Below are 3,270 nucleotides of genomic sequence, written 5' to 3'. Positions count from 1 at the left end.
AATTGGGTGCCTGGCAGTGTCCTACTCTCGCATGGCATCTGCCACACTACCATCGGCGCTACGGCGTTTCACTTCTGTGTTCGGCAAGGGAACAGGTGGTTCCACCGCGCTATGGCCGCCAGGCAAAATCGTCATCCGAAAAGCTGATTGCACTCACGACTCCCGTCATCAGCGCTAAATTCGTAGTCTCAATCTGTCACAAGGTCTTAAACACTTCTTGGGTGTTGTATGGTTAAGCCTCACGGGTAATTAGTACGGGTTAGCTCAATGCATCGCTGCACTTACACACCCCGCCTATCAACGTTGTGGTCTCCAACGGCCCTTTAGGACCCTCAAGGGGTCAGGGATGACTCATCTCAGGGCTCGCTTCCCGCTTAGATGCTTTCAGCGGTTATCGATTCCGAACTTAGCTACCGGGCAGTGCCACTGGCGTGACAACCCGAACACCAGAGGTTCGTTCACTCCGGTCCTCTCGTACTAGGAGCAACTCCCTTCAATCATCCAACGCCCACGGCAGATAGGGACCGAACTGTCTCACGACGTTCTGAACCCAGCTCGCGTACCACTTTAAATGGCGAACAGCCATACCCTTGGGACCAACTTCAGCCCCAGGATGTGATGAGCCGACATCGAGGTGCCAAACACCGCCGTCGATATGAACTCTTGGGCGGTATCAGCCTGTTATCCCCGGAGTACCTTTTATCCGTTGAGCGATGGCCCTTCCATACAGAACCACCGGATCACTATGACCTGCTTTCGCACCTGCTCGACCTGTCCGTCTCGCAGTTAAGCTGGCTTATGCCATTGCACTAACCTCCTGATGTCCGACCAGGATTAGCCAACCTTCGTGCTCCTCCGTTACTCTTTGGGAGGAGACCGCCCCAGTCAAACTACCCACCAGGCACTGTCCGCGATCCCGATTCAGGGACCTGCGTTAGAACATCAAACATACAAGGGTGGTATTTCAAGGACGGCTCCACGACAACTAGCGTCATCGCTTCAAAGCCTCCCACCTATCCTACACATGTAGGTTCAATGTTCAGTGCCAAGCTGTAGTAAAGGTTCACGGGGTCTTTCCGTCTAGCCGCGGGTACACCGCATCTTCACGGCGATTTCGATTTCACTGAGTCTCGGGTGGAGACAGCATGGCCATGGTTACACCATTCGTGCAGGTCGGAACTTACCCGACAAGGAATTTCGCTACCTTAGGACCGTTATAGTTACGGCCGCCGTTTACCGGGGCTTCGATCAAGAGCTTCGCTTGCGCTAACCCCATCAATTAACCTTCCGGCACCGGGCAGGTGTCACACCCTATACGTCCACTTTCGTGTTTGCAGAGTGCTGTGTTTTTGATAAACAGTCCCAGCCATCTGGTCACTGCGACTCCCGACAGCTCCGTGAGCAAGTCACTTCACCATCAAGAGCGTACCTTCTCCCGAAGTTACGGTACTATTTTGCCTAGTTCCTTCACCCGAGTTCTCTCAAGCGCCTTGGTATTCTCTACCCGACCACCTGTGTCGGTTTGGGGTACGATGACTTGTAATCTGAAGCTTAGAGGCTTTTCCTGGAAGCAGGGCATCAATGGCTTCACCACCGTAGTGGCTTCGTCTCAGGTCTCAGCGTTGCATCTCCGGATTTGCCTAGAGATACCGCCTACACCCTTTCACCAGGACAACCGTCGCCTGGCCCACCTAGCCTTCTCCGTCCCCCCATCGCAATTACAAGTCGTGCAGGAATATTAACCTGCTTCCCATCGATTACGCCTTTCGGCCTCACCTTAGGGGTCGACTCACCCTGCCCCGATTAACGTTGGACAGGAACCCTTGGTCTTCCGGCGAGGAGGCTTTTCACCCCCTTTATCGTTACTTACGTCAGCATTCGCACTTCTGATATCTCCAGCATACCTCTCGATACACCTTCGCAGACTTACAGAACGCTCCCCTACCACTCACACATAGTGTGAATCCGCGGCTTCGGTGCCTGGTTTGAGCCCCGTTACATCTTCCGCGCAGGCCGACTCGACTAGTGAGCTATTACGCTTTCTTTAAATGATGGCTGCTTCTAAGCCAACATCCTAGCTGTCTGAGCCTTCCCACATCGTTTCCCACTTAACCAGAACTTTGGGACCTTAGCCGGCGGTCTGGGTTGTTTCCCTCTTCACGACGGACGTTAGCACCCGCCGTGTGTCTCCCGGATAGTACTTACTGGTATTCGGAGTTTGCAAAGGGTTGGTAAGTCGGGATGACCCCCTAGCCTTAACAGTGCTCTACCCCCAGTAGTATTCGTCCGAGGCGCTACCTAAATAGCTTTCGGGGAGAACCAGCTATCTCCGAGTTTGATTGGCCTTTCACCCCCAGCCACAGGTCATCCCCTAACTTTGCAACGTTAGTGGGTTCGGTCCTCCAGTTGATGTTACTCAACCTTCAACCTGCCCATGGCTAGATCACCCGGTTTCGGGTCTACACCCTGCAACTATTCGCCCAGTTAAGACTCGGTTTCCCTACGGCTCCCCTATACGGTTAACCTCGCTACAGAATGTAAGTCGCTGACCCATTATACAAAAGGTACGCAGTCACCCCGAAGGGCTCCCACTGCTTGTACGTACACGGTTTCAGGTTCTATTTCACTCCCCTCACAGGGGTTCTTTTCGCCTTTCCCTCACGGTACTGGTTCACTATCGGTCAGTCAGGAGTATTTAGCCTTGGAGGATGGTCCCCCCATATTCAGACAGGATATCACGTGTCCCGCCCTACTCGATTTCACATCGGGTTTGCTTTCGTGTACGGGGCTATCACCCTGTATCGCCGGCCTTTCCAGACCGTTCCACTAGCGCCCCCGCTGCTTAAGGGCTAATCCCCGTTCGCTCGCCGCTACTGAGGGAATCTCGGTTGATTTCTTTTCCTCGGGGTACTTAGATGTTTCAGTTCTCCCGGTTTGCCTCTGTTACCTATGTATTCAGTAACAGATACCCGAGTTATCTCGGGTGGGTTTCCCCATTCGGAAATCCGTGATTGATAGCGTCTCTTACCGACTCATCACGGCTTATCGCAGGTTAGTACGTCCTTCATCGCCTCTGACTGCCAAGGCATCCACCGTGTACGCTTAGTCACTTAACCATACAACCCCAAGAAGTGTCGTTTCCGACGCGACTCGTTGTTGGACAACAAGGACCAAAATAAACTTTGGTTTTCGCCAAGAAGTTGCCAAGACACTTGTAACAAATGTTTGAGAACTACTTTTTAAATCAGCTTTCCAGATTGTTAAAGAGCA

2 rRNA genes are annotated in these 3,270 nt (G+C 52.8%); both read right to left on the bottom strand.

Annotated elements, in window-relative coordinates:
* Window positions 1-8 precede the first annotated feature (8 nt).
* Window positions 9-123 (bottom strand): 5S ribosomal RNA (gene rrf / locus BN1121_RS00135).
* A gap of 105 nt (window positions 124-228) precedes the next feature.
* Window positions 229-3,116: ribosomal RNA gene (locus BN1121_RS00130) — 23S ribosomal RNA — on the bottom strand.
* Between the last annotated feature and the right edge of the window lie 154 nt (window positions 3,117-3,270).

It is taken from the genome of Aeromonas diversa CDC 2478-85, from assembly GCF_000819805.1.
GTDB lineage: Bacteria > Pseudomonadota > Gammaproteobacteria > Enterobacterales > Aeromonadaceae > Aeromonas > Aeromonas diversa.
This window is presented reverse-complemented; position numbering and strand designations above follow the sequence as displayed.